Source organism: Dechloromonas sp. A34 (assembly GCF_026261605.1).
Classification (GTDB): Bacteria; Pseudomonadota; Gammaproteobacteria; order Burkholderiales; family Rhodocyclaceae; genus Azonexus.
In genome coordinates this window covers 929845-954071 of sequence record NZ_CP102486.1, presented here as the reverse complement: position 1 = coordinate 954071, position 24227 = coordinate 929845, and the positions used below count along the sequence as shown (strand labels likewise).

General features: G+C 64.5%; 19 protein-coding genes and 1 pseudogene. 19 read left to right on the top strand and 1 reads right to left on the bottom strand.

Annotated features, from left to right (window positions below; all coding sequences use genetic code 11):
• Positions 1 to 416: 416 nt before the first annotated feature.
• Together NQE15_RS04760 and NQE15_RS04755 are read left to right on the top strand one after the other, a co-directional pair.
• Positions 417 to 1103, top strand: coding sequence for a response regulator transcription factor (locus NQE15_RS04760; protein ID WP_265947020.1), 687 nt, complete (start codon positions 417 to 419; stop codon positions 1101 to 1103).
• Positions 1104 to 1106: 3 nt separating this feature from the next.
• The gene (locus tag NQE15_RS04755) at positions 1107 to 2504 is read left to right on the top strand and encodes a HAMP domain-containing sensor histidine kinase (RefSeq protein WP_265947018.1); all 1398 of its coding nucleotides are present in this window, start codon (positions 1107 to 1109) and stop codon (positions 2502 to 2504) included.
• Between the two features lie 10 nt (positions 2505 to 2514).
• On the opposite strand, the gene NQE15_RS04750 is transcribed toward NQE15_RS04755, so the two are convergent.
• Positions 2515 to 7521, bottom strand: a complete 5007-nt coding sequence (locus NQE15_RS04750; RefSeq protein WP_265947016.1) for a PAS domain S-box protein — start codon at positions 7519 to 7521, stop codon at positions 2515 to 2517.
• A 256-nt stretch (positions 7522 to 7777) separates the two neighbouring features.
• Between NQE15_RS04750 and NQE15_RS04745 the strand changes: the two genes are divergently transcribed.
• From NQE15_RS04745 to NQE15_RS04665, 17 genes and pseudogenes are all read left to right on the top strand, one after another.
• Entirely contained in the window at positions 7778 to 8869 is a 1092-nt protein-coding gene (locus NQE15_RS04745) for a hydrogenase small subunit (protein WP_265947014.1), read from the top strand.
• A 1-nt stretch (position 8870) separates the two neighbouring features.
• A complete protein-coding gene (locus NQE15_RS04740; protein WP_265947012.1) occupies positions 8871 to 10667 on the top strand; it encodes a nickel-dependent hydrogenase large subunit in 1797 nt (598 codons plus the stop codon).
• A 10-nt stretch (positions 10668 to 10677) separates the two neighbouring features.
• Positions 10678 to 11382 carry a Ni/Fe-hydrogenase, b-type cytochrome subunit gene (gene cybH / locus NQE15_RS04735; RefSeq protein ID WP_265947010.1) on the top strand — a complete coding sequence of 235 codons (705 nt, stop codon included), beginning with the start codon at positions 10678 to 10680 and terminating at the stop codon, positions 11380 to 11382.
• 64 nt (positions 11383 to 11446) lie between these two features.
• Positions 11447 to 12061: a HyaD/HybD family hydrogenase maturation endopeptidase gene (locus NQE15_RS04730; RefSeq protein ID WP_265947008.1), complete on the top strand. Its 615-nt coding sequence runs from the start codon at positions 11447 to 11449 to the stop codon at positions 12059 to 12061.
• Positions 12061 to 12363 carry a HypC/HybG/HupF family hydrogenase formation chaperone gene (gene hypC, locus NQE15_RS04725; RefSeq protein WP_265947006.1) on the top strand — a complete coding sequence of 101 codons (303 nt, stop codon included), beginning with the start codon at positions 12061 to 12063 and terminating at the stop codon, positions 12361 to 12363. Before NQE15_RS04730 ends, hypC begins: the two co-directional genes overlap by 1 nt.
• Positions 12360 to 12818, top strand: coding sequence for a hypothetical protein (locus NQE15_RS04720; RefSeq protein WP_265947004.1), 459 nt, complete (start codon positions 12360 to 12362; stop codon positions 12816 to 12818). The genes hypC and NQE15_RS04720 overlap by 4 nt, the downstream gene beginning before the upstream one ends.
• Positions 12815 to 13675, top strand: coding sequence for a hydrogenase expression/formation protein (locus tag NQE15_RS04715; RefSeq protein ID WP_265947002.1), 861 nt, complete (start codon positions 12815 to 12817; stop codon positions 13673 to 13675). The genes NQE15_RS04720 and NQE15_RS04715 overlap by 4 nt, the downstream gene beginning before the upstream one ends.
• 9 nt (positions 13676 to 13684) lie before the next feature.
• Entirely contained in the window at positions 13685 to 13882 is a 198-nt protein-coding gene (locus NQE15_RS04710) for a rubredoxin (RefSeq protein ID WP_265947000.1), read from the top strand.
• Positions 13879 to 14346 (top strand): [NiFe]-hydrogenase assembly chaperone HybE, encoded by a 468-nt coding sequence (gene hybE, locus NQE15_RS04705; protein WP_265946998.1) that lies wholly within the window; start codon positions 13879 to 13881, stop codon positions 14344 to 14346. Before NQE15_RS04710 ends, hybE begins: the two co-directional genes overlap by 4 nt.
• Entirely contained in the window at positions 14343 to 15239 is an 897-nt protein-coding gene (locus NQE15_RS04700; RefSeq protein WP_265946996.1) for a hypothetical protein, read from the top strand. The genes hybE and NQE15_RS04700 overlap by 4 nt, the downstream gene beginning before the upstream one ends.
• A pseudogene (gene hypA / locus NQE15_RS04695) lies at positions 15232 to 15572 on the top strand (hydrogenase maturation nickel metallochaperone HypA). The gene NQE15_RS04700 and the pseudogene hypA overlap by 8 nt, the downstream one beginning before the upstream one ends.
• 20 nt (positions 15573 to 15592) lie before the next feature.
• Complete coding sequence (gene hypB / locus NQE15_RS04690; protein ID WP_265946994.1) at positions 15593 to 16621, top strand: hydrogenase nickel incorporation protein HypB; 1029 nt, start codon at positions 15593 to 15595, stop codon at positions 16619 to 16621.
• A complete protein-coding gene (hypF, locus tag NQE15_RS04685; protein ID WP_265946992.1) occupies positions 16618 to 18903 on the top strand; it encodes a carbamoyltransferase HypF in 2286 nt (761 codons plus the stop codon). Before hypB ends, hypF begins: the two co-directional genes overlap by 4 nt.
• A gap of 209 nt (positions 18904 to 19112) precedes the next feature.
• A complete protein-coding gene (locus tag NQE15_RS04680) occupies positions 19113 to 20297 on the top strand; it encodes a hydrogenase small subunit (protein ID WP_265946990.1) in 1185 nt (394 codons plus the stop codon).
• 1 nt (position 20298) lies between these two features.
• Positions 20299 to 21333: a hydrogenase 2 operon protein HybA gene (gene hybA, locus NQE15_RS04675; protein WP_265946987.1), complete on the top strand. Its 1035-nt coding sequence runs from the start codon at positions 20299 to 20301 to the stop codon at positions 21331 to 21333.
• Position 21334: 1 nt separating this feature from the next.
• Positions 21335 to 22489, top strand: a complete 1155-nt coding sequence (hybB, locus tag NQE15_RS04670; protein WP_265946985.1) for a Ni/Fe-hydrogenase cytochrome b subunit — start codon at positions 21335 to 21337, stop codon at positions 22487 to 22489.
• Positions 22490 to 22510: 21 nt separating this feature from the next.
• The gene (locus NQE15_RS04665) at positions 22511 to 24223 is read left to right on the top strand and encodes a nickel-dependent hydrogenase large subunit (protein ID WP_265946983.1); all 1713 of its coding nucleotides are present in this window, start codon (positions 22511 to 22513) and stop codon (positions 24221 to 24223) included.
• The last annotated feature ends 4 nt before the right edge of the window (positions 24224 to 24227 follow it).

The window sequence follows — 24227 nt, the reverse complement described above, 5'->3', positions numbered from 1 at the left end:
CCGCTTTGCGGCCGACACGGTCAATGAACCGCCCGACTGCCACCAGGGGGAAGCTGACAATTCTTTACCCGGCTTGCCCCTACACCATTCATGGACATCGTTCGGCGCAAACGCGGTCGATCAAGGCACCCTTCAGCGGTTCCTTCGGCAGCGCCCAGGTCGTTCAAAAACACTTCGCGTATGGCATTGTTTACAAAGCACAAAACAGATACCAATTGGTATATAGCCGGGGGCACCCTGGTCGCCGGCAGGGTTCGGCAACAAACCCGACAAAAAGACTGCGGTATTTACATTGCTCAGCAAATGTAAAGTATTGAAAATTCCGCCTTTTGCCGGTGTCGAATGCCCCGCTGATCACGGGTGCTTTACAGTAAGCTTCGACCATCGCTTCGGAGAATGCTGTTTTGGAAATACGCTTGCCGCAAATCTTGCTGGTTGACGACGACCAGGCCTTCTGTCACATGCTGATCGAGTATCTGGGCGGCGAAGGCATGGCAGTGTCCGCCGTCCATGATGGCGAGACCGGATGCCGCGAGGCGACCAGCGGCAATTTCGATCTGGTCCTGCTCGACGTCATGATGCCGGGCATCAGCGGCATCGAAGTACTCCGCCACATCCGTCGGCACGGCGAATTGCCGGTTCTGATGCTGACCGCCAAGGGCGATGACCTGGACCGCATCATCGGACTTGAACTGGGGGCCGACGATTACCTGCCGAAGCCCTGCAACCCGCGCGAACTGGCGGCGCGCCTGCGTGCTGTCCTGCGCCGTAGCGGAGGCAAGCAGGAAGCCCGGTCAGCCGAAGTGGCCGCTGGCGAAACCCTCTCCTTGTCCTCGGCAAAACGCGTGGCCCGTTGGCGTGGCGAGGCGCTGCAATTGACCAGTACCGAGTTCAACGTCCTTGAGGTTCTATACGAGCATGCCGGACAGATCGTTACCAAGGCGGAGCTCGCCAACCGCGTACTGGGCCGGACCCCGGCCCGCTACGACCGCAGCCTCGACATGCATGTCAGCAACCTGCGGCGCAAACTCGGAAAATTCGACGACGGCCGGCCACCGATCCAGACCATTCACGGGATTGGCTATCAGTTGCTGCGGGCATAAACCGTGAAAAGACTGCAAGCCCTGCTCGGCTGGCCGGTGCCGAGCCGGCTATTCTGGAAGATTTTTTTGTCGCTCTGGCTGGCCATCGCCGCCATTACCTTTTGCGTGGATTTTGTCGTCGACGCGATGTTCCAGTCGGAACTTCGCCAATCCCCCGAACTGTCGATCGGTTTTCGCGCCGAACTAGCCACCACACTGCTTGCAACCACTCTGCGCCACGCCGATACCGAGGGGGCGCGCCAGCTATTGATGGAGTGGTCGGGCAAGCGGGAACTGCCGGTACTGGTGGTCGATGCCCTGGGCCGGGATATTCTCGAGCGCCCGGTCCCGGCAACGGCGCTCGCCCAGGCCCGGGCCATGCTGGCGAAGAACCCCGCGGCAAAGTCCGTTCAGCAGGTAGCGACGGCCAACGGTGAAGACCTTACGCTTTTCGTGCCGCTCATGATGCTGCCCGCCGTCGCGCCACATCAGCACGTCTATCGCTATGCCGAATCCTCCAGTGTCGAGGTCATGGCCATGGCGCTGGTCAGCCTGCTATTCGCGGCTGGCTTCACCTGGTACCTGTATCGCCCGATCCGCCATCTCCATCTGGCCAACCGGCGGTTCGCTGCCGGTGATCTGGACACCCGTGTCGGCGGACTGATCGGCCGACGACGCGATGAAATTGCCGATCTCGGGCGGGACTTCGATGACATGGCCAGCCGCCTGCAAAGCACCATCGAGGAGAAGACCCGGCTTCTTCATGACGTTTCGCACGAATTGCGCTCCCCCCTCGCACGCATGCAGATTGCCTTGGAACTGGCCCGCCAGACCCCGGCAAAGACCGGGGAAATGCTCGACCGGATCGCTTACGAAATCGAGCGCCTGGACAAAACCCTGGGCGAAACCCTGACCCTTTCACGACTGAAATCCGTCGCCGCACTCCCCGACGAGGAGTGTTTCGACCTCGTCGAACTACTGGTGGACATCGTCGATGACGCGCGCTTCGAGACCGGCAAGAGTGGCCGAAAAATCGATTTGCAGGCCACCGGCGACGTCCTGATTGCCGGGCGCAGCGAATTGTTGCGGAGCGCCGTCGAGAACGTGATTCGCAACGCCATCCTGCACACCCCGGAAGGTTCGGCGGTCAGCATCGCACTCGGCGTTGCCGAGCCTGGCCAGGTCACGGTCAGTGTTGCCGACGGCGGACCCGGCGTCCCCGACGATGAACTCGAAACCCTGTTCGAACCCTTCGTCCGGGGACGCCGCGGCGACAAGGCAAGGGGTTACGGTCTTGGACTATCGATCGCCCGCCATGCGATCGAGGCCCACGGCGGACAGGTAAGTGCGAAAAACATCGAAGGTGGCGGTCTGTGCATCAGCATGCGCCTGCCCATTACAACCCTCGAAAACGGTGACTGAGAATGCCGGCCTAGCGCTTGCTCTTCTGACCGGCGATCAGCGTTTCGACCTGGATCTGTTGCAGGTGGCCAATCAGTTCGCCGCTGACCTCCTCCAGCGCCAGCCGCAACTGATTGACGCGGGCGGTTTCCCGTTGGAGATGGGCGGCGATCAGTTCGTCGCCGATCTGGTGAAGTCGGGCATGGGTATTTTCGAGCGCGATATAGCCTTCGACGCCGGCGTAGTGACGGCTTTCCGGGCTGTAGTACCAGCGTCCGAAGCGGCAACTGCGATGGTCGCCAGCCGGCGGACTGAGCGTGCTGTCCTCGAGGTAGGCGTAAAGCTTCTTCTTCCAGCGCGTGTGCTCGACCTCGGCGATCAGCATCGGCAGATCCTCGCGCGACCAGCGGAAGGCGGTCGCCGAACCCCACAACTCATCGGGCCGGAACTGGCCGACCCATGCCGGCAACGCCGCGGCTGGCATCGGGTGGGCGATGCCGAAACCCTGCGCCACGTCACAGCCAAGCAGCAGCAAAACCAGGCCATGCTCGACACTTTCCACCCCCTCGGCGATCACCTTGCGTTTGAAGGCCTGAGTCAGACCGATGACCCCCTCGACAATGGCCAGATCGTCCGGGTCGTCGAGCATGTCGCGGACGAAGGACTGATCGATTTTCAGGATGTCGGCCGGTAAACGGCGGAAGTAGGTGAGCGAGGAATAGCCGGTACCGAAGTCGTCGAGCGCGAAGCTGACGCCCAGTTGCCGGCACTCGGCAAAAATCTCGGCAGCCAGCGCAATGTCTTCGAGGGCCGCCGTTTCAAGAATCTCGAGTTCGAGCCGGGCCGGTGAAACCTGCGGAAAGCCCGCCAGCAGTTCGCCCAGGCGCAGGGCGAAGCCGGGGCTTTGCAGATGGTTGCCGGCGATATTGACGCTGACCGCCATGTCCAGGCCCTCGGCAAGCCACTGCGCCATCTGCTGCAGCGCTTCCCGGATGACCCAGTCGCCGAGCTCGATGGCTAGTTCGCTGCCCTCGATCGCCGGCAGGAACTGGCCGGGCGGCAGCAGGCCCAACTCTGGATGTTGCCAGCGGATCAGCGCTTCGGCACCGATCACGCTACCTTCGCGCATATTGACCTTGGGCTGGTAGTAGAGCGCGAACTCGCCGCGCGCCAGCCCTTCGCGGAGACGGCTCAACTCCTCCCGGCGCACCCGGGCGCGGCGGTCGCCTTCCGGGTCGAACAGGTGGAAGCGATTGCGCCCAGCCTGCTTGGCGGCATACATCGCCTGATCGGCATGGCGGAGCAGCGTATCCGAGTCGGCGCCATCGTTCGGGAACAAGGTGACGCCGATGCTGGCCGAAATCGAGATCAGGTGGCCATCGATCTGGAAAGGATGGGTCAGCTTCGAAATCACGCGACCGATGGCGTTATCGCATTCGTGCACACTGTCGAGCCCGGAGAAGAGCAGCACGAACTCGTCGCCGCCCAGGCGCGACACCGTATCGCCTGCCCGGACGCAGGTCTTCAGGCGCTGCGCCACTTCGACCAGCAGGCGATCGCCGATCGCATGGCCGTAGAGGTCATTGACCGGCTTGAAGCCGTCGAGATCGAGATAACAGACGGCCAGCACCTTGCCGCTGCGTTCGGTCTGGGCCATCGCGGTCTGCATGCGGTCGCCGAGCAGCATGCGGTTGGGCAACTGGGTCAGGGCATCGAAATGCGCCAGGTGTTCGAGACGCTGCTGGTGCTCTTTGAGCAGCGTGATATCGGAAAAGATGCCGACGAATTGCGAAATCTGGCCGTTGCGGTTGCGGACCGTCGAAATGGTCAGCAGTTCGACGAAAATCTCGCCGGATTTTTTCCGGTTCCAGACCTCGCCGCGCCAGTAGCCGACATCGCGAATGGTGCGCCACATCGCGTCGTAGACACCCGGTTCGTGATGGCCGGACTTGAGCAGGTCGGCCGACTGGCCGACCGCCTCGTCCCGCGTGTAGCCGGTCAGTTCGGTGAAGGTGGCGTTGACTTCGATGATCCAGCCGCGCGGATCGGTGATCATGATGCCCTCGTGGGCATTGTCGAAGACGCTGGCCGCCAGTTTCTGGCGTTCCTCGGCGATCAGGCGCTCGCTGATGTCCTGCGCAATCCCGAAAAAAGCCGGCTGGCCGTTCCACGAGCCAGAAACGGCGCGCGTCTCGACCATCACGATTTCGCCGTTGGCGCGCTGAATGGGCAGCGAGCACGTCGACCGGCCACCTGCGAGAATCTCGGCGACCAGCTGGCGGGCCGTGGCACGAGTATCTTCCGGATGAATGTTCACCACCGGCACCCCGAGCAGGGCGCTTGGCCCATAACCCAGCACCTCGGCGACGGCCTGGTTGTGATGCACGATGTGTCCGGAAGGGTCGACGATGAAGATGAAATCGTCCACCGCATCGAACAGACCACTGAGGTTCTGCTGCTGGCGTTGCGCCTCCTCCTGTTCGCCAAGACGCACCAGGGTCTGGGCGAAGTGGCGAGCGAGCGTTGCCAGCGCCTGCATCGTGGTCGATGAAACCTGGGTCGTCCGGTGCCCGCCGAGTTGCAGGAAGGCAACGCTCTGCCCGGCGACGACCAAGGGTAGAACGGCCAGGCAGCGCAAGCCTTCATCAAGCAACGCTGGATTTTCGTCGAGCAGGCAGGAACTGCATTCGCTGTGAGCCGAGCTGCAACTACAGACCACCTGACCGGCCCGAACGAGGGCGGCACGCGCACTGTCGGCAGCGTAGTCGCCGCTCCCGGCGACGAATTCGGGCGATAACCCGGACTGGGTGACCAGCCGGTAGCCACCGTCCGGGTGCAGGGCATGGACACTGCCGGCATCGAACTCATGGAAACGCATGGCGGCACGCAGAATGACGCCGAACACTGCTTCGCGCGGCAGACCACTGGCCAGGGCCTGGGCCAGATCATGCTCGACTTCGAGCTGGAGCGCGGCATTCCTGCGCTCGGTAATATCAAAAATGGAGGCAATCACTACCCGCCGCCCGAAGTAATCCCCAGGATGCAGCCGGACCTCGATCGGCAGGACGCGACCGACCGCATCCTCGGCCCAGTATTCGAAAATCTGCGGCGTGCCGGCGAAGGCGGCCGCCTGCTGCTGGTCTGCCCTGGCCTGATCGTTGAGGCCGGGCGCGCCGAAGTCCGCGTAATGACGACCAATCAAGGCGCTCCGCGGATGACCGGTAATCTGTTCGGCACCGCGATTGACGTCCAGGAAGCTACCGTCTTCGGACTGGATGAACAGCGCTTCGCTGACGCTGTCGAAGATGCCGCGGAAAGTTTCCAGGCTGCGCTCCAGGCGGGTGGCGCTGCGCTGGTGGGCGATGACCAGCCCGGCCAGCTGGCTGGCCTGGTTCATTTGAGCCAGATCGTCATCGCGCGGCCGGGCCGGGGTCTGGTGATAGGCGGCGAAGATGCCCAGCAACTCGCCGGCCGGGCCGAGTATCGGTTCGGCCCAACAGGCGGCAAAACCGCAGTTCCGGGCTAGGTCGTGAAAGGCGGACCAGTGCGGGTGCTGGAAGACGTCTTCGACGACGACGCGCTCGCGCAAGGCGGCGGCCGTTCCGCACGAACCCACCCCTTCGGCGATGGGCACGCCGTTGGCGGCAGCGACGAATTCCTCCGGCAGGCGCGGAGCGGCGGTGCAGTTCAGATATTTGCCGTCTTCCTCGGCGAGCAGGATGGCACACATCCAGTCCGGCATTTCGGCCTCGACCGAAAGGGCGATCAGTTCGAAGACGCCGACCAGGCCATCGCCGCGGATCAGGCCGGAGAGCGCAGCATTGCGCAGCAGCATGCCCTCTTCGGAGCGCTTCTTGGCGGAGATGTCCTGGGCAAAGCCGACCGTACCGAGCAACTGGCCGTCCTCACCAATGACCGGCGCCTTGTAGGTTTCGTGCCAGACGGGCTGCCGATTGATCAGGATGGGCTCGACGATGACCTTGTCCTGGCGGCTGGCCATGACCAGCGCATCATCGCTACGGTAGTGCCCGGCAAGATCCGGCGGGAAAAAATCAGTGTCGGTCTTGCCGATCAGGTCGGCGGCTGACTTCCCCCCGACCGCGTTGCTGAAGCTGCGATTGACCTCGAGATAACGGGATTCGGTGTCCTTCAGCCAGACCAGGAAGGGAAAATTGTCGAGCAGGGCGCGCTGGTACAGTTCGCTGCGTTTCGTATGGCGCAAGGCCGCATCGCGCGACTGGGTCAGTGCCTGACGCTCGGCCAGCATATCGTCGACCAGATCGATTTCGAGCGGCCGCATCAACGTGTGTTCGGAGAGCAGGCCGACGGCATGGCCACTGCGATCGACCACCACCAGATGGCGGATACCGCACGCGGTCATCGTGGCGGCGGCTTCTGCCAGCGAGCATTCCTCGCCGATCGTGATCGCCGGCTGGGTCATCACCGAGGACAGCGGCGGATTGTCGGCGGCATTCAGGAAGAGACGGACGACATCGCGCTCGGTCAGGATACCCAGCGGTTTGCGGTCGGCAACGATGACGGCGCATGTCGCGCGCACTGCTTCCATGGCGGACAGCGCGCTGTCCAGCGAGGCATCGGGCGGCAGACGCGGGAACAGCCGGTCCATCTGCGAATCGACATCATGCAGATGACGAAAGAAATCCGGCCCGAGATGGTGGCGAAAATCGGATTCGCTGGCGACGCCCACCGGCAGGCCACTTTCGTCTGTGACGACGATATGGCGGATGCCCAGGCGGGCCGCTTCGCGATAGGCCAGGCGAAAATCGACGCTGCCCTTGACGCTGTGGACGGGCGCCGTCATCACGGCAGCGATCGACACATCGACGGCGCGGTGTTCGCGCATCGCATGCAGCATGTCGCCTTCGGTGACGATACCGACGGCGCGGTCGCCATCGACGACGATCACCGACGAGATCCGCTTTTCGATCATCAGGGTGGCGGCCTCGGCCAACGACGCATCGGGGTGGAGATGGCCGCTCTGGCAGGGGATCAGATCGATGATTCGGTGCGCTGTCATCCCATAATTTTAGGGCCTGAGCGAGGATTTCGACTAATTGCCCGAGTCTTATCTTTGGGCCATCGACCATCTGTAAGCGCAATTTCCAGTATGGCAGCCAACTTGCCACCGCAACCAACGAACAAGGTCCGTCCGTCGATCGCCGCTGGTCCGAAAAATCCTTTGATTTATATCAATATCTTTCCAATCGGTGAGCCGTGGCATGGGCTTTGCGTTATGGCCTCACGCAACACGACACCACAACGGGGGATCGAACGTGACCGAGACATTTTACGAAGTGCTGCGCCGCCAGGGGATCACCCGGCGCAGCTTCCTGAAGTTCTGCAGCCTGACCGCCACCTCGCTCGGGCTGGGCAGTGCCGCCGCGCCGCGCATCGCCCACGCGCTGGAAACCAAGGCGCGGACGCCGGTGATCTGGCTGCACGGCCTGGAGTGCACTTGTTGCTCCGAATCCTTCATCCGCTCGGCGCACCCGCTGACCAAGGATGTCGTGCTCTCGATGCTTTCCCTCGACTACGACGACACGCTGATGGCCGCCGCCGGCCACCAGGCCGAGGCGATCATCGAAGAGGTCAAGAAGAAATACAAGGGCAACTACATCGTTGCCGTTGAAGGCAATCCGCCGCTCAACGAGGACGGCATGTTCTGCATCCACGGCGGCCGCCCCTTCGTCGAAGTCTTGAAGGAAACCTGCGCCGATGCCAAGGCCGTGATCAGCTGGGGGGCCTGCGCCTCCTACGGCTGCGTCCAGGCCGCCAAGCCGAACCCGACCCGCGCCACGCCGGTGCACAAGGTGATTTCCGGCAAGCCGATCATCAACGTGCCGGGCTGCCCGCCGATCGCCGAAGTCATGACCGGCGTCGTCACCTACATGCTGACCTTCGACCGGATTCCCGAACTCGACCGTCAGGGCCGGCCGAAGATGTTCTACGGCCAGCGCATCCACGACAAGTGCTATCGCCGTGGCCATTTCGATGCCGGCCAGTTTGCCGAAGCCTGGGACGACGAGGGTTCGCGCAAGGGTTACTGCCTCTACAAGATGGGCTGCAAGGGCCCGACCACCTACAACGCCTGCTCCTCGATGCGCTGGAACGGCGGCGTCAGCTGGCCGGTGCAGTCCGGCCATGGCTGTATCGGCTGCTCCGAGGAAGGTTTCTGGGACAAGGGCAGCTTCTACGACCGCGTCACCGACATCAAGGCCTTCGGCGTCGAAGCCAATGCCGACACCATCGGCAAGACCGCCGCCGGCACCGTTGGCGCCGCGATTGCTGCACATGCCGCCGTGACGGCACTGGCCCGCGCCCGCCAGAAGGCTGGCGAGGCTGAAGAACAGAAGGGGGAAAAATAAGATGGCTGCCTACGAAACCCAAGGCTTCAAGGTTGATAACTCCGGCAAGCGCGTCGTCGTCGACCCGGTCTGCCGCATCGAGGGCCACCTGCGGGTGGAAGTGAACCTTGATGACAACAACGTGATCCGCAACGCCGTGTCCACCGGCACCATGTGGCGCGGCCTCGAAGTCATCCTCAAGGGCCGCGACCCGCGCGACGCCTGGGCCTTCACCGAGCGCATCTGCGGCGTCTGTACCGGCACCCACGCGCTGACTTCGGTGCGCGCTGTCGAGGATGCGCTGAACATCCAGATTCCGGAAAACGCCAACACCATCCGCAACCTGATGCAGCTGAACCTCTACGTTCACGACCATCTGGTGCATTTCTACCACCTGCACGCGCTCGACTGGGTCGATGTGGTCTCGGCGCTGAAGGCCGATCCGAAAGCGACCTCGACGCTGGCCCAGAGCATTTCCAGCTGGCCGCTGTCGTCGCCCGGCTATTTCCGCGACATCCAGAACCGCCTGAAGAAGTTCGTCGACTCCGGTCAGCTCGGCCCCTTCATGAACGGCTACTGGGGCAATCCGGCCTACAAGCTGCCGCCGGAAGCCAACCTGATGGCGGTCGCCCACTATCTCGAAGCGCTCGATTTCCAGAAGGAAATCGTCAAGGTGCACACCATCTTCGGCGGCAAGAACCCGCACCCGAACTGGCTGGTCGGCGGCGTGCCCTGCGCCATCAATATGGAAGGCACGGGGGCGGTCGGCGCCATCAACATGGAACGCCTGAATCTCGTCAAGAGCATCATCGACCGCTGCACCGATTTCGTCGAACAGGTCTACATCCCCGACCTGCTGGCCATCGGCTCCTTCTACAAGGGCTGGCTGTACGGCGGCGGCCTGTCGTCGAAGAACCTGATGTCCTATGGCGACATCCCGCAGAAGGCCAACGACTACTCGGCCGGCAACCTGCTGCTGCCGCGCGGCGCGATCATCAATGGCAAGCTCGACGAGATCCATCCCGTCGATCTCAACGACCCGGAGCAGATTCAGGAATTCGTCGCCCACTCCTGGTACAAGTACCCGGACGAAACCAAGGGCCTGCACCCCTTCGACGGCGTCACCGAGCCGAGCTTCGTCCTCGGCCCGAACACCAAAGGCACCAAGACCAACATCAAGGAACTCGACGAAGGCGCCAAGTATTCGTGGATCAAGGCGCCGCGCTGGCGCGGCCACGCCATGGAAGTCGGCTGCCTGCCGCGCATGGTGCTCGGCTACCTGCAACCGAAGCAGTACCCGGAAATCCATGCCCTGGTCGACGGCGCGCTGAAGAAGCTCGACGTGCCGGTCACCGCGCTGTTCTCGACCCTCGGCCGGACCGCCGCGCGCGGCCTGGAGACGGCCTACTGCGTCAAGCTGCAGAGCCAGCAGTTCGACAAGCTGATGGCCAACCTGAAGACCGGCGACCTCAACACCGCCAACATCGCCAAATGGGAACCGTCGACCTGGCCGAAGGAGGCCAAGGGGGCTGGCTTCACCGAAGCCCCGCGCGGTGCGCTCGGCCACTGGATCAGGATCAAGGACACCAAGATCGACAACTACCAGTGCGTCGTACCGACCACCTGGAACGGCGGTCCGCGCGACCACAAGGGGCAGATCGGCGCCTTCGAGGCCTCGCTGATGGACACCCCGGTGGCCAAGGCCGACGAACCGCTGGAAATCCTGCGCACGCTGCATTCCTTCGATCCCTGCCTGGCCTGCTCGACGCACGTGATGAGCCCGGACGGCCAGGAAATGACGTCGGTGAAAGTCCGCTAAGGAGACTGCCATGCTATCTCAACAGGACATGCTGGAAGCCGAACGGCACGGCAAACAGGTCCGTTCGATCTATGTCTACGAAGCGCCGGTCCGCCTGTGGCACTGGGTCAATGCCCTGGCCATGGTGGTCCTGGCGGTGACCGGCTATTTCATCGGCCAGCCGTTGCCCACCCAGCCCGGCGAGGCCTCGGCCAACTTCCTGATGGGCTATATCCGTTTCGCCCATTTCGCCGCCGCCTACATCTTCGCCGTCGGCCTGCTCGGGCGCATTTACTGGGCTTTCGTCGGCAACCACCACGCCAAGCAAATCTTCAAGCTGCCAATTACCAACAAGGCGTGGTGGAACGAAGTCTTCTTCGAGTTGCGCTGGTATCTGTTCCTCGAAAAGACCCCGAAGAAGTACGTTGGCCACAATCCAATGGCGCAATTGATGATGTTCTTTTTCTTCACGGTGCTCGCCGTCGGCATGCTGTTCACCGGTTTCGCGCTGTACAGCGAAGGGGCCGGCCTGGGCAGTTGGCAGGACAGCCTGTTCGGCTGGGTGATCCCGGCGCTGGGCGGCTCGATGCAGGTCCATAACCTGCACCGGCTGGGCATGTGGATCATGATGACTTTCGTGCTGGTGCATGTCTACGCGGCGATCCGCGAGGACATCATGAGCCGGCAGTCGCTGATCTCGACGATGATCAGCGGCTGGCGGATGTTCAAGGACTAAAGGTTTTCCTTGCGTTGGCCCCGGCGTACAGCCGTACCTGGGGCGTTTTTTTCAGGCGATCACAATGAATAGCAAACGCATACTGGTACTCGGCATCGGCAACATCCTGTGGGCCGATGAAGGCTTCGGCGTCCGCTGCGTCGAGGCGCTGAACGCCGATTGGGAATTTCCGCCCCAGGTTGAACTGATGGATGGCGGCACGCAGGGCCTTTATCTGCTGCCCTACGTCCAGGAAGCCGACTGCCTGCTGGTCTTCGATGCCGTCGATTACGGCGACCCGGCGGGCAAGCTGCGCGAAGTGATCGGCGATCAGGTACCGCGCTTCATGGGCGCCAAAAAGATGAGCCTGCACCAGACCGGTTTTCAGGAAGTGCTGATGGCGGCCGAGCTGACCAACAAGCTGCCGACCGAACTGGTACTGATCGGCGTCCAGCCGGAAGAGCTGGAAGACTACGGCGGCAGCCTGCGCGACGTGGTCAAGGCACAGATCGCCCCGGCGCTGGAGCTCGCCCTGAGCTGGCTCGAACGCTGGGGTGCGACACCGGTGGTGCGCCAGGGCAAGACGGAAGGCATCAACAACCCGGCGCTGGCCTTGGCGCTCTACGAAGGCGAACGACCGCCGGCCGACCAGGCCTATCGGCTGGGCGACGCCCGTTTCCTGAATTTGGAGGCGATCTGATGTGCCTCGGCATCCCGGTTCAGGTACTGGAATGCGGCGAGCACTTCGCCCGCTGCCAGGGCCGCAACGGCGAAGTGCGGGTCGGCCTCAGCCTGGTCGGCCGGCAAGCCGTCGGCACCTGGCTGCTGACTTTCCTCGATGCCGCCCACGAGGTGATTACGGCCGAACGCGCCGCGGCGATCGATGCCGCACTGGCTGCACTCGACGCCGCCCAGAACGGCGCCACCGATTTCACGGCCTTCTTCGCCGACCTCGACCGCGAACCCCAACTCCCCGAATTCTTGCGAACGGAACAATCATGAGCCTGCAACTTGCCCCCGGACCGACTTCGCTCGACCGCCTGGAAACCGCCATTGGCCGACTGCAGCAGAAGCACGGTTTTCAGCGGGTCGTCGGCAACGACCAGGAATTTCCGGGCGGCCTGATCGCCCTGCTGCTGACCGAAGACCCGCAACGCAACCTGGAAGTGCTCGACGCCTGCGTCATCCTGCCCGAGGCCCTGAAGCCGCTCGGCACCGAAGTTGCCCGTTGGGTGGCTGGTCCCGACACTGCCGCCGGGCTGATGCAGAAATTCGGCGTTGCCCGCGCCCCGGCCGTCGTCTTCCTGCGCGACGGCCAATATCTCGGCGGCCTGAACGGCATCCGCGACTGGCGCGAATATCAGAGCGAAGTGGCGCGCCTGCTCGATGGCCCGGCCCAGCCCATGCCGATCGGCATTCCGGTCCGCGCCGAAAATACCTCAGGAGCCTGCGCATGAACCCGTCCACGCTGCGTCCCTTCCCGATTTCGGTCGTCGCCATGGGCCCCGGCTCGCAGGGCGACGATGCCCCGGAATACATGCCCATGCCGCGCATGGAAACCTTCGCGGCGCCGCGCCTGCCGGACAATGTCGCGCCCGAGGCGGTAGCCGCAGCCGGCGAACTGCTCGCCGCTTTCGGCGAGCACCTGGCACAGGCCGGCTTCACCGGCGGCGCCGGACTCGACCTGCTGGCCCTGACGCCCCACGTGCGCGAGGTCATCAACCAGTCGCTCGGCTTCGGCGAAGTCAGCGCCTTCACCACGGCACCGCGTCACTGGCGCGTCCAGGAGACGGCTTTTGCCGGCCTGTGGCGCGTCCTGGAAGTGGCCGACGACGGCCGCTTCGTCCTCGACCGCCTGGAAACCGGGACCATTCCCGCGGTGCTGACCGAAGCCATGTTGCAGACGGCGGCCGGCGAGCTGCCCGCCCCGGACTACCCGGCCGGCTGCATGAACGCCCAGGCGCTGGTCGAGGAGATACGCCTGCAGGCCACTGCCTGGCAACCCGGCGCGGCCGCCCACGTCATCAATCTGACCCTGCTCCCGGTCAGCGATGCCGATCTCGACACGCTGTATGGCTGGCTCGGCCATCGCGAGGTCTCGATCCTGTCGCGCGGCTACGGCAACTGCCGGATCACCAGCACGCGACTGCGGAATGTCTGGTGGGTGCAATACTTCAACAGCATGGACACGCTGATCCTCAATTCGATCGAAATCGTCGGCATGCCCGACGTGGCGCTGGCTGCCGACGAAGATTTCAGCGATTCGCTGGAGCGCCTGCGCGAATATCTCGACATGATGGCCGAGCCTGTATAGGCTGGAGGAATGCGTTTCGAAGGTTCCTTTCTCGACGTCAAACCCGGTGACCGCCTGGAGTGCGGCATCTGCTGGTGGGTGTACGACCCGGCCATCGGCGACGACATGCGTGGCATTACGCCCGGCACGGCCTTTGCCGATCTGCCGGAGGATTGGTGTTGCCCAGGCTGCGATGCGCCGCCTCACAAATTCATGGTGACCGAGTGAGGTTCTGGACCGCTGACCCGTCGCCGCAACTGGTGACCGTCTTCGCGAACATCGCTGGCACCCGGATGGCCGACGTGCCGATCTGCAACGGGGCCCTCGAAGTCGAGGCGCTCGGTTTTCGCCGCATGAGCGAAGGTCACTGGGCCGGCCTGATGATCACACCGTGGGCGATCAATCTGCTCGTTCTGCCCGGACAGCAAGACGGCTGGCCGATACTTGCTGCCTGCAGCAAGCATGACTGGCGCTTCCCTTCCGGCGACTACGAATTCATCGTGGCCCAGGAAGACAGCCTGGGCACTTACCACCTCTGCTCGCTGTTCTCGCCGGCCCTTGAATTCGCCACCCATGAAGCCGCGCAGCTGACCGCGCTGGCCACGGCGCATGCCCTGTTCGCCGAACCGCTGGCCCCGCCGGCGGCCGCCGCAGCGCCGACCCGGCGCGCCTTTCTCGGGTTGCGCGGATGACTTCGGCCGGCCTGCTGACCGTTCGCGCCCTGTTCAGCGAGGGTGTCCTGAAGAACATCGCGGTCGACCTGCAGCGGCCGCCGGTCACCCGGCTGTTCTTCGGCCAGATTCCGGATGCGGTGGTCAAGACCGTGCCCTACCTCTACACGCTGTGCGCCCACGCCCAGCGCGCCGTCGCCCAGGCGGCGGTGGCGGCGGCGGAAGGCGAGGCGCGCCGCCCGGTCGACGACGCCGAGTTGTGGACCGAAATGCTGCATGAGAATTTCTGGCGCTTGCTGCTCGACTGGCCGACGGCGCTCGGACTGCCGACTGCCCAGGACGCCTTCGTCACCTGGCGGGCAGCGCGGCACGGCCCGAACCGGGTGCTCGAAACGCAAAAACTGCTCGAAACGGTGCACCGCCTGGGCAGGCAATGCCTGGAAAAGTTGAACGATGGCTCCCCCCCGGAGAGTTCAGTCCCGCAACGCTTGGCGCCCGAGCCTTGGCTGGCCTATTGGCAGGGCACGCTCGATCATCCGCCAGCCATGCATCTGCCGACTTCGGTCGCGGCGGCCTATCGCTCACGGCTGGCCGAGGCGGATCGGGCGGCAGCGGCACTGGCCGGCGGCGCGCCCTACCCGATCAGCGCAGCCGGCGCCGACGGCTGGGGCGTCGGTCAGACGCTGACGGCACGGGGCGTGCTGACCCATGCTGTCCATGTCGTCGACGGGCATATCCTGAATTACCGGATCACCGCCCCGACCGACGATTTTTTCGCCAACCCCGCCGCCCTTGCTGCCCTGCTCGCCGGGCAGCACTTTGCCTCGCCCGAGGAAGCACGGCTGGCGCTCGAGCGGGCCATCCTGACCCTCGACCCCTGCCTGCCGCATCTCGTGGAGCTCAACCATGCATGAAATGTCGCTCGCCGAGGGCGTGCTGCAACTGGTCGAGGAAACGGCGCAGCGTGAAAATGCACAGCGGGTTAAGCTGGTGGTTCTGGAAATCGGGCGCCTCTCATCGGTCGAACCGGAGGCGCTGAAATTCTGCTTTGAGGCCGTGACACACGGCAGCATCGCCCAGGGCGCCGCCCTGGAAATCATCGATGTGCCGGGGTCGGCTGGTGCATGCCCTGCGCCGAGACGGTGCCGATGAGCGAAAGCTTTGGCGCCTGTCCGCGGTGCGGCAGCTACCAGGTGCAACCGACCGGCGGCACCGACATGCGGGTCAAGGAAATCGAAATCGAGTAAGTCGAATAGGAGACGGGACGATGTGTACGGTTTGCGGTTGTGGAGCAGGAGAAGTGAAAATCGAGGAAGGCGGGCACGAACACACCCACGTTCATGCGGATGGAACGTTGCATAGTCACTCGCACGACCATGGCAGCGAGCATGCCCATTCGCACCCCCACGCAGATGGCAGCGAACACAGCCACCCCCACGATCATGCCGGCGAACATGCTCACGACCATGGCGCGTCGCACCACGAGCACGGCGTCGGCGGCGATCTCGATTACGGTACCGGCCCGGCCCGCGCCCATGCCCCGGGGATAAGCCAGTCGCGCATGGTGCAGATCGAGCAGGACATCCTCGCCAAGAACAACACCTATGCCGTCGCCAATCGCCGCTGGTTCGACGAGCGCGGCATCTTCGCTCTGAACCTGGTGTCCAGCCCGGGCTCCGGCAAGACCACGCTGCTTGTCCGGACCATCGAACTTTTGAAGGACAAGGTGGCGATCGCCGTCGTCGAAGGCGACCAGCAGACCTCGAACGACGCCGAGCGCATCCGCGCCACCGGCGTTGCCGCCTTGCAGATCAACACCGGCAAGGGCTGCCACCTCGACGGCCACATGGTCGGCCAGGCCCTGCAACGCCTGAAGCCGGAAGACGACTCGCTGTTCCTGATCGAGAACGTCGGCAACCTGGTCTGCCCGGCCGCCTTCGATCTCGGCGAGCACCACAAGGTTGCCATCCTCTCGGTCACCGAAGGCGAGGACAAGCCACTCAAGTATCCGGACATGTTCCGTGCCGCCGACGTCATGCTGCTCAACAAGTGCGACCTGCTGCCCTACCTCGAATTCGACGCCGACCTGGCCGAAGCCAATGCGCGCCGGGTCAATCCGCACCTGACCATTTTCCGGGTCTCGGCGACCAAGGGCGACGGCCTCTCGGCCTGGGTCTCGTATATTGAAGCCGGTCTCGAAGCGCAGCGCGGTCAGCGCTCCGAAACTGTCGCCGCGCTGAAGCAACGGGTTGCCGAACTGGAGCGCCAGATGGAGCAGATGCAGGCGACAAAATGACCGGCCGGCAGATCCGCGTTCGCGGCCTTGTCCAGGGCGTCGGTTTTCGTCCCTACGTCTGGCGCCTGGCCAACGAACTCGGACTGAACGGCTGGATCCGCAATGACGGGGCCGGCGTCAGCATCGCCATCGGCGGCAACCGACTGGGCGAGTTTCTCGCCCGCCTGCCCAAGGAAGCACCGCCGCTGGCCCGCATCGACGGCATCGAGTCGGTCGACACCGAGGTCGGTGAGCAGGGCTTCGCCATCCTGGAGAGCATTGCCGGCGACGTGACGACCGCCATCGGCCCCGACGCCGCGCTCTGCCCGGACTGCATCGCCGACCTCTGCACCCCGCACAACCGCCGCTGGCGCTACGCCTTCACGACCTGTACGCACTGCGGTCCGCGCTTTACGGTCAGCCGAAGCATTCCTTACGACCGGGCGCAAACCAGCCTGGCGAGCTTTCCGCTGTGCGCGCCGTGCGCCGCTGAATACCAGGCGCCGGCCGACCGCCGGTTTCATGCCGAAACCACCTGCTGCCCGGCTTGCGGCCCGCAACTGAGCCTGCTCGATGCGGGCGGCGCCCCCATCGCCGGCGATCCGATCGCTGAAAGCCTGCGCCGGCTGCGCGCCGGCAGCATCGTTGCGATCAAGGGGCTGGGCGGATTCCATCTCGCCTGCGATGCCCGCAATGCGGCCGCCGTCGCCGAACTGCGCGAACGCAAGCAACGCGAGGAAAAGCCCTTCGCGGTGATGGCGCTGAACGCCGCCTCGCTCGTCGACTTCGCGCAGGTCGGCCCGACGGAACAGGCCCTGTTGCAGAGCAGCGCCGCACCCATCGTACTGTGCTCCAAGGCCGACGCCGAACTGCCCGACGTAGCCCCCGGCTTGGCCTGGCTCGGCGCCATGCTGCCGACGACGCCGCTCCACCTCCTGCTCTGGCACGAAGCCGCCGGCCAGCCGGCCGGCACCGACTGGCTCGCGGCCCCCAGCGACCTACTGCTGGTCATGACCAGCGCCAACCCGCATGGCGAACCGCTGGTCATCGCCAACGACGAGGCGCTCGAACGCCTGGCTGGTATCGCCGACGCTTTCCTGGTGCACGACCGCGAGATTGTCGTGCGCTGCGACGACTCGGTGGTCCGCGCCGGGCCAGCCCTGATCCGGCGAGCCCGCGGCTACGTGCCGGTGCCGATTGCGCTGGCCCGGGGCGGGCCGCGCGTGCTGGCGCTGGGCGGCCATCTAAAGAACACGGTGTGCGTGCTGAAGGATCGCGAAGCCTTCCTCTCGCAGCACGTCGGCGGCCTCGACAATGCGGCGGCCATCGGCTTTCTCGAAGAAACGGTCGGTCACCTGCTGAGCATCCTCGACGTCAGGCCCGAACTGATCGCCCACGACCTCCACCCCGATTACGCCTCGACGCAACTGGCCTTGCGCCTGGCAACCGAGCTCGGCGTCCCGGCGCTGGCGGTTGCCCACCATCATGCCCATATTGCGGCGATCTGCGCCGAACACCAGATCGCCGAGCCGGTGCTCGGCCTGGCCATCGACGGCGTCGGCCTCGGGCCGGACGGCGGCCTGTGGGGCGGCGAACTGCTGCGCGTCGAGGGGGCCGACTGCCAGCGCCTCGGCCACCTGAAAACCCTGGCCCTGCCCGGCGGCGATCGCGCCGCCCGCGAACCCTGGCGGATGGCGGTATCGGCCCTGCATGGCGCGGGGATGGATTACCGGGTCGGAGGCTGGTTGAAACAGCATTATCCCGAACGCGAGGCGACGCCTCTGCTGCTGATGCTCGAGCGCCAGCTGCGCAGCCCGCATACCAGCAGCCTCGGCCGCTGGTTCGACGCCGCCGCCGGCCTGCTAGGGGTCAGCGACCTGGCGCACTACGAAGGCCAGGCGGCGATGGAACTGGAAGGCCTGGCCGCCCGCCACGGACCGACCGCGCCATTGCCCGGCGGCTACCAGATAGTGGACAAAGGAGCTGTTCTCGACTTCACGGCGCTGCTCACCGGCCTGCTGACCTGCCAGGACACCGCCCTCGGCGCCGCCCAGTTCCATGCCACGCTGGCTGCCGGACTGGCCGAATGGCTGATTGACGCCGCTCATCGCGAAAACCTGACGCAGATCGCCGTCGGCGGCGGCTGCGCGATGAACGCGATATTGATGGCCGCCCTCCGGCGGCCGCTCGAAAGCGCCGGCCTAACCCTGCTCGAAGCCCGGCAGGCCCGGCCAACGATGGCGGCCTGGCCCTGGGCCAGGCCTGGGTCGCACGCCAGGCCAGCCCGAATCCCTAGTTCTTAGGCTGGCAAGCAACTTTCCATTATTTGCCAAAAATGGAAAGTCAGATTCCAATCCGACGCGCCACTTTTCCCCAGAAATCTCTCTAAGCTGCTGGATATAAACAACAATCGTTTCTGGCTCGCTAGTTGCTAATATTAGAAAAAACGCCAACTCCCCAATAGAGAGACCTGGTCGGCCAACGCCCGACATCAGAGGAAAACGGAGGAGAAATGGCCAAGCAACAACTGATCTCGCTGGAGAGTGATCCGCGCATCCTGGCGGCCGCGGAGCGTCTGTCGATGACGCGCCGCGAGTTTCTGCAATTCTGCGCCGCCCTGGCGACCACCCTGGGCCTACCGCAGGGTGCCGACGCGGCCGTCGCCGAAGCGGTGGCGACCAAACAGCGGCCGAGCGTCATCTGGCTGCACTTCCAGGAATGCACCGGGTGCACCGAATCGATGCTGCGCGCCGAGCATCCGACGCTGGAAAAGCTGATCCTCGACGTCATTTCGCTCGACTACCACGAGACGCTGTTTGCCGCGGCCGGCCATCAGGTCGAGGCGGCGCGCAAATCGGCGATGGAGCAACACAAGGGCAAGTACATCCTGGTCGTCGAAGGGGCGATTCCGACCCGCGACGGCGGCATCTATTGCAAGATCGGCGGCAAGACGGCCATCGAATTGCTCAAGGAATGCGCCGCCGACGCCGCGGCGGTGATCGCCATCGGCTCCTGCGCCTCCTGGGGCGGCATGCCATCGACCGATCCCAATCCGACCGGCGCCTCCAGCGTCGGCCAGGTGCTCGGCAAGCCGGTGGTAACCATTCCCGGCTGCCCGCCCAACCCCTACAACTTCCTGTCGACGGTGGTGCACTTCCTGACCTTCGGCGCGCTGCCGGCGGTCGATCACCTAGGCCGCCCGAAGTTCGCCTACTCGCGGCTGATCCACGAAAACTGCGAGCGCCGCGCCCACTTCGACGCCGGCCGCTTCGCCATGGAATTCGGCGACGAGGGCCACCGCAAGGGCCACTGCCTCTACAAGCTGGGCTGCAAGGGCCCGGAAACCTACGCCAACTGCTCGGTCATCATGTTCGGCGACGCCGGCGCCGGCACCTGGCCGGTGGCCTGCGGCCATCCCTGCATCGGCTGCACCGAGCAGGGCATCGGTTTCGCCAAGCCGATCCACGCCCTGTCCAAGATGAAGAATATCGAACCCAGCGCCTTCCTGCCCCGCATCGTCGAGGAAAAGGGCATCGGCGCCTCGCTCGGCGCCGCCGCTGTGCTGGCCGCCGTAGCCGGTGCCGCAGCCGGCGCCGGGGTGATGGTGACGAAGAATCTCGGCCTGTCGCACCAGGCCGAGGAACTGGAGAAGGCCAAGAAGGACGGCAGCAAGGCCAGCGAATCGACGGAGGTCTGAGATGACACCCGACAAAAACTCGCGGCGCAACTTCCTCAAGGGCTGCCTGGCCGGTGGGGCCGTGGCGGCCGCTGCCGTCGTCCCGGAAACGGCCGGCGCCCGCGACACCTTGCAACGCCCGCCGGAAGGCCTCGGCCTGCTCTACGACGCAACCCTCTGCGTCGGTTGTCAGGCCTGTGTCGCGGCCTGCAAGCGGGCCAACGACAACCCGGCCGAGTTCACGGCCATGGACAAGTTGTGGGACACCCCGCTCGACACCTCGGGCCACACCTTCAACCTGATCAAGATGTACCGCAACGGCACGATGCAGGCCAAGGACGCCGAAGAAAACGGCTTCTCCTTCATGAAGACCTCGTGCATGCACTGCGCCGACCCGTCCTGCGTTTCGGCCTGCCCGGTCTCGGCCATGCAGAAAGACCCGGTGACCGGCGTCGTCGGCTACGACGCCGATGCCTGCATCGGCTGCCGTTACTGCGTCGCCGCCTGCCCGTTCGGCATTCCCAAGTACCAGTACGATTCGCCGACCGGCAAGATCGGCAAGTGCGAGTTGTGCCGGCACCGCGCCAAGGACGGCCACTACTCGGCCTGCGCCGAGGTCTGCCCGACCGGGGCGACGCTGTTCGGCCGCACCGAGGACCTGCTGGCCGAGGCCAAGCGCCGCCTGGCGCTGAAGCCCGGCGCGTGGACAACGGTACCGCGCGGTCGCCTGCCGGCCAAAGGCGAAACCCCGGAAGATGCCGCCAAATGGAAGGGGCCGCTCGACCAGGGCTACGAAGCCCAGGTCGGCAACTACATCAATCACGTCTATGGCGAAACCGAGTACGGCGGCACCCAGGTGCTCAAGCTCTCGGCGGTCAATTTCGAGAAGCTCGGCATGCCCAATCTGCCGCCGCGCTCCTCGGCCGCGACCTCGGAAACCATCCAGCACACGCTGTATGGCGGCCTGCTCATGCCGATTGCCGTGCTCGCCGGGCTGACCTGGGTGGCCCGGCGCAACGTGGTGCCCGACGACGAACCGGCGCAAGGAGGGGAATGAGATGAGCAGCCATCAACATGCAGTACCGGCGCCGGTCGGCGGCAAGCTGTTCAACACTGCCACTTTCGTCTGCGGGATCCTGATCGCTGTAATGATCGCCATCCTGATCACCCGCTTCATCTTCGGACTGGGCGCCGTAACCAACCTCAACGATGGTTACCCGTGGGGCATCTGGGTCGTCTTCGATGTCGTCATCGGCTCGGCCTTCGCCTGCGGCGGTTTCTCGGTCGCCATGCTGGTCTACATTTTCAACAAGGGCGAATACCACCCACTGGTCCGGCCGGCGCTGCTGGCCAGCCTGTTCGGCTATACGCTGGCCGGCATCGGGGTGCTTTTCGACCTCGGCCGCTACTGGAATTTCTGGCACATCCTGTGGCCGACCTACGCCAACCCGAACTCGGTAATGTTCGAGGTGGCGGTCTGCATTACGGCCTACGTGCTGGTGATGTGGATCGAGTTCTCGCCGGTGTTCATGGAGAAGTGGGGCCTGCGCGATGCCAAGAAGAAGTTGAACAAGGCACTGTTCTTCTTCATCGCCCTCGGCACCCTGCTGCCGATGATGCACCAGTCCTCGCTGGGCACCATGCTGGTTGTCATGGGCAGCCAGGTCAATCCGCTGTGGCAGACGCCGGTCGTGCCGCTGCTCTACCTGCTGACCGCCATCGTCATCGGTTACGGCGTCGTGCTCTTCGAATCCTGTGTCGCCTCCTCGGCCTACCGCCGGCAGATCGAAGTGCACCTGCTGCAGCCGATGGCCAAGATCATGCTCGGCATCCTGGCCGTCTATCTGGTAGTCCGCATCGCCGACCTCGTCGTACGCGGCGCGCTGGGCCATGCCTTCAGTCCGAGCCTGGAAGCGCTGGTCTTCTGGATCGAGATGATCCTCTTTGCACTGCCCTTTGCGCTGATCGGCTCGGCAGACGCCCGGCGCAATCCGGCCCGGCTGTTCCTGGCCGGTGTCGCGATCATGCTCGGCGGCGTCTTCCTGCGCGTCAACGGCTTCCTGATCGGTTACGACACCGGTCCGGGCTGGAACTACTTCCCGAGCATCGCCGAAATGCTGGTCACCCTCGGCATGTTCGCCACCGAGGTCCTCGGCTACATCATCATCACCCGCCGCTTCCCCGTGCTGCCGCGCGAAGAAGCCGCCCACTGAATTCAGGGATAGGAGAAAAACATGTCCAAACGAGTCACCATTGACCCGGTCACCCGCATCGAGGGCCACCTGCGCGTCGACGTCGAAGTGGACGGCGGCCGCGTCAAGAAGGCCTGGGCCTCCGGCCAGATGTGGCGCGGCGTCGAGAACATCCTGATCGGCCGCGACCCGCGCGACGCCTGGGCGATCACCCAGCGCATCTGCGGCGTGTGCACCACGGTCCATGCCATGGCCTCGGTGCGTGCCGTCGAGAATGCGCTGCAGCTGGAAATCCCGGTCAACGCCCAGTACATCCGCAACATGATCATGCTGGCCCACGCCATCCATGACCATATCGTGCATTTCTACCACCTCTCGGCCCTCGACTGGGTGGACGTGGTCTCTGCCCTGAAGGCCGATCCGGAAAAATCCGCCTCGCTGGCGCAAAGCCTGTCCAACTGGAACGGCAACAGCAAGGCCGAGTTCAAGAAGGTGCAGGAAAAGCTGACCGGCTTCGTCGGCACCGGCCAGCTCGGCATCTTCACCAACGGCTACTGGGGCCACCCGGCGATGAAGCTGACGCCTGAGGTCAACCTGATGGCCGTCGTGCATTACCTGCAGGCCCTGGAAGTGCAGCGCTACGCCAGCAAGATCGTCGCCGTGCTCGGTTCCAAGTCGCCGCACATCCAGAACGTCGCGGTCGGCGGCGTCGCCAACGCGCTGTCGGTCGACTCGCAGTCGGTGCTGACCATCGAGCGCCTGCTGGCGGTCAAGGAATGGATAGGCAAGCTCGACGATTTCGTCAAGAACGTCTATCTGCCCGACGTCGCCGCGATCGGCGCCTTCTACGCCGACTGGACCACGGTCGGCCGCGGCATCACCGACTACCTGTGCGTGCCGGACATCCCGCTCGACGGCAAGGGCACGCAGTTTGCACTGCCCGGCGGCTATATTGCGGACGGCAAGCTGGAGAGCTACAAGCCGATCACCAACTTCAACGACAAGTATTTCACCGACGGCGTCTCCGAGGCGATAAAGCACTCCTGGTACGACTACAAGGACGGCAACGACAAGTCGCTGCATCCCTACAAGGGCGAGACCCAGCCGAATTACACCGACTTCCAGGATGACGGCAAATACAGCTGGCTGAAGTCGCCGACCTTCTACGGCAAGCCGATGCAGGTCGGCCCGTTGGCCCGCGTCCTCAACATGCTGGCCGCCGGCCACGAGCCGACCAAGCTCTATGCCACGGCGGCGCTCGACAAGGTGTCGGCGATCGCCGGCACCAAGGTCGGGCTGGAGGCCATGCACTCGACCATCGGCCGCCATGCGGCGCGCGCCGTCGGCTGTGCCGTGCAGTCGGATGAGCTTGCCAAACAGTGGGATCTGCTGCTCGCCAACATGGCCAAGGGCGATCTCAAGACCTTCAACAAGCCGACCTTCCCCAAGGGCGAGCAGGTCGGCGTCGGCTTCCACGAAGCGCCGCGCGGCGTGCTGTCGCACTGGGTGGTGATCGAGGACGGCAAGATCAAGAACTACCAGTGCGTCGTCCCCACCACCTGGAATGCCGCGCCGCGCAACGAGAAGGATCAGCCCGGCGCCTACGAGGCCTGCCTGCTCGACAACCCGGTGGCCGATCCCGAGAAGCCGCTCGAAGTGCTGCGCACGGTGCATTCCTTCGACCCCTGCCTGGCCTGCGCCGTGCATGTCGTCGATCAGGAAAGCCGGCCGGTCGTCACGGTGACGGCGGCTTAGTAGG